We start from the raw sequence: 3,056 nt of genomic DNA, 5'->3' as shown, positions 1-3,056 counted from the left end.
TAAACCTCAGAGAATTTTTCCAGCCTCAGTTCAAAAGATATGGCCCAAATAATCATGGGTGGCTCGGAGTAAATTAACAGTTAATGAGCCATTCTCTCCGGTCAGGTCAAGCATGGCTCATAAGGTGTACCTTTTGAGCTGGTACAATTAGCCAAGAACAGAAGAGCCGGGGGTATTTGTGCTAAAGGAACTGCTGATGAAGGGTTACTTGCCCAAAGAGCTTCCGTCCGTATTTTCCTCGGCCGGATTAAGAGCTTTCGTAAATCAGGCGAGTGATCTACCAGCCCCGCTCACCGATAAGTCTGCACTTTGGACACAACCAATAGCTCACAACATTGCCCGAGTTGGTGGCCTACGACGAAGACTTACAACACCAAACCCCTTGAGCTTTTTCAGGTTAGCAAGAGCATTTCAAGCAAATGATGACAGCTTGAAAGCGGCTTGGAATAAGTCTGCCTTTTCTCATACTAAACCTACCCTAGCACCAAATCAGGAAAGAGCCTTTTCCGGTAAGCCTGGTATGCGATCCGTGCCAAAGGCCATTAGCCGTGTGGGAGCACGCTATCTAGTTGCTGCCGATATATCGCAGTTCTACCCGTCTGTGTATACCCACACCATTCCATGGGCCATGCATACTAAAAAGCTAGCTAAGGAAAACAAGCACGATCAAAGTTTGGGTGGGAACGTGATCGACGCAGAGCTTAGGGCTTGCCAGAACGGCCAAACCAAAGGCATAGCTATTGGCCCTGATACCTCCTTAGGTATTGCAGAGTTAATTCTGGGGGTTGTGGACGAGGCGATGGCCGTTGAATGCAATATCCTGGGGGGTGTGCGGTTCATCGATGACATTGAGTATGCACATTCCACATTGGCAGATGCCGAGCATACTTTGGTGTGCCTTGAAGGATTTCTCCATGAGTACGAATTGCAACTGAATGGAAATAAAACCGAACTCATTGAACTGCCCTACGAGTTAGATTCCCCTTACATCTCAATACTTCATAAGTACATGCCCGAGGCGGGTACCAAATCAGACTCTGCTTGGATAGATTACATCGATACAGCATTCGCTCTAGCCAAGCAATATCCCAACGACGGAGTTCTGCGCTATGCAATTGCTGCGCTGCAAGGAACAGCTATATCTGAGAGGGTCTGGGTACTAGCGCAAAGCCTTCTCTGGCAATGTCTAGCGCTTGATCCAGGTACGCTTAGATTTATCGTTGAAGTAGTGCGTTTCAATACACTTACGCAGGGCTATGAAGTCGATGCAGAGATGGGTGAAAAAGCTATCAATTGTTTGATAGATACGAGTGCTACTGTAGGTCATGGAAGTGAAGTCGCTTGGGGAATATGGGCCGCATCCACGTTGGATTTTGGCCTAAATAGTAACTCGCAAGACAAGATTGCCTTGGTGGATGACGACTTTGTAGCGGCTCTCGCGTTGCATAACCGAGAGTCTTTATTCGATCCGGACTATCAACCTACTCTTTGGGAGGGGTGGCTTGTTGACGACTGTTTCATTTCAGACCATTGGCTTTTCAGCTATGAGGCATACAAACGGGGATGGATGCGAAAGGCAGTAGCTGCCAGCGATATAGCAAAAGACCCGGTTGCCGCTTGGATGAAAGAGCAGGGCATTTCATTCCTCAGAGACTCTGAAGTTTATGTACCAAAGAAAGTAGCGCTTGGTAGTGGCAGTGCAGGTGCTAGCGGTTAACTGCTATCGAGGGGGAGGGGGGGTATGGACTTTCCTCGTAATTCTCAAATGACCTCTCAGAATTTTCTGCTGAATTGTTTTCAGTGACATTGAATCGGAATAGTCTAACGGTTGATAAAAACAATGAATTGGGGGCTGCAATGGAAACGGCAGGGGTTGTTAGGGAGGTTGCGGGGTACTACAAGTTCACTGGCAAATCACGCTTAGAGAAAGCCATTAATACTCTTGTCGGTTTGATTGAGGGCATAGCCATTGATGGAGTCATCAACCACAAGGAGCTTGGGTTGTTGCACCTCTGGCTTGCAGAGCATGAAGAGTACCGAAGGAAGCATCCGTTCAATGAGCTTGTCCCGCGAGTGGAGGCTTCGGTACAAGATCAACTTCTTGACGAAGAGGAACGAAAAGACATCCTCTGGCTTTGTGAGCGCCTCCAATCCACGCAATTCTTCGACGCGGTTACCGCTGACCTACAGGTGCTGCACGCTATCCTTGGCGGTATTGCTGCTGACGGACTGGTGACGAAAGAGGAGCTGGTTGGACTCCGAGAGTGGGTCAACAACCACGAACACTTGAGAACCCTCTGGCCGTTTGACGAAGTGGATAGCTTGATTACGGCTGTACTTCAGGATGGCAAGATTGATGACAACGAGCAGCGCGTGCTTCAGGCCTTCTTTGGAGAGTTCTTAGCTGTTCTCGATAATCGCACCATCACTGATCCGATCATCACTTTAGATGGTTGCTCGTTGGGTGTATGTGCAATGTGCCCCGAGATTGTCTTCGAGGGGTCTACCTTTTGTTTCACTGGAGCTTCTAGCCGTCTCAAAAAAGTTGATTTGCATCTGATTGTCGAGGGCCTTGGCGGTAATGCTTCCAAGACCGTCAACGCTTCTGTGAATTACCTTGTTATTGGGGCCGAGGGCAATCCCTGCTGGGCGTACTCATGCTATGGCCGAAAGGTGGAGGCAGCGATTGAATATCGCAAGAGGGGCTATGCGCTAATGATCATCCATGAGAATGACTTTCACGATGCTGTATTAGATCAAAGCTAGGGCTAGGTTACAATCAAGTCGTAAGGGGTCAGGAGGTTGTCCAAATCCTGTCCAAATTGTGTCCAACTTCAGAAGTTGTTCAGGCGTACTTCATGGGTGAGGGTTAATGCCAATTTCGGATTAACCAATTGATTTACTTAAAGTAAAACTGGTGGGCGGTACTGGGATCGAACCAGTGACCCCTGCCGTGTGAAGGCAGTGCTCTACCGCTGAGCTAACCGCCCCTGTGAAGGGAGGCGCGTATTAAATCACAGTCGGCCCGAGCGGGTCAAATCGGACGTGCGCTGGGC

2 protein-coding genes and 1 tRNA gene are annotated in these 3,056 nt (G+C 48.8%); 2 read left to right on the top strand and 1 reads right to left on the bottom strand.

Translation table 11 applies throughout. From position 1 onward, the window contains the following. Positions 1-178: 178 nt before the first annotated feature. Positions 179-1,717, top strand: coding sequence for an RNA-directed DNA polymerase (locus VLA04_05580; protein ID HSI21135.1), 1,539 nt, complete (start codon positions 179-181; stop codon positions 1,715-1,717). Between the two features lie 140 nt (positions 1,718-1,857). After that, positions 1,858-2,766 carry an NAD-dependent DNA ligase gene (locus VLA04_05575; GenBank protein ID HSI21134.1) on the top strand — a complete coding sequence of 303 codons (909 nt, stop codon included), beginning with the start codon at positions 1,858-1,860 and terminating at the stop codon, positions 2,764-2,766. Positions 2,767-2,915: 149 nt separating this feature from the next. Here VLA04_05575 and VLA04_05570 read toward each other — a convergent pair. Next, a tRNA-Val gene (locus VLA04_05570) sits at positions 2,916-2,990 on the bottom strand. Positions 2,991-3,056 lie beyond the last annotated feature (66 nt).

It is taken from the genome of Verrucomicrobiia bacterium (genome assembly GCA_035460805.1).
GTDB lineage: Bacteria > Patescibacteriota > UBA1384 > CAILIB01 > CAILIB01 > DATHWI01.
The sequence above is the reverse complement of the archived record's forward strand: the minus strand, read 5'-3'. Positions and strand labels throughout refer to the sequence as shown.

Excerpts from the sequence above, each read along its gene's own strand:
- VLA04_05575 (HSI21134.1), top strand. The coding sequence starts at position 1,858 with ATGGAAACGGCAGGGGTTGTTAGGGAGGTTGCGGGGTACTACAAGTTC.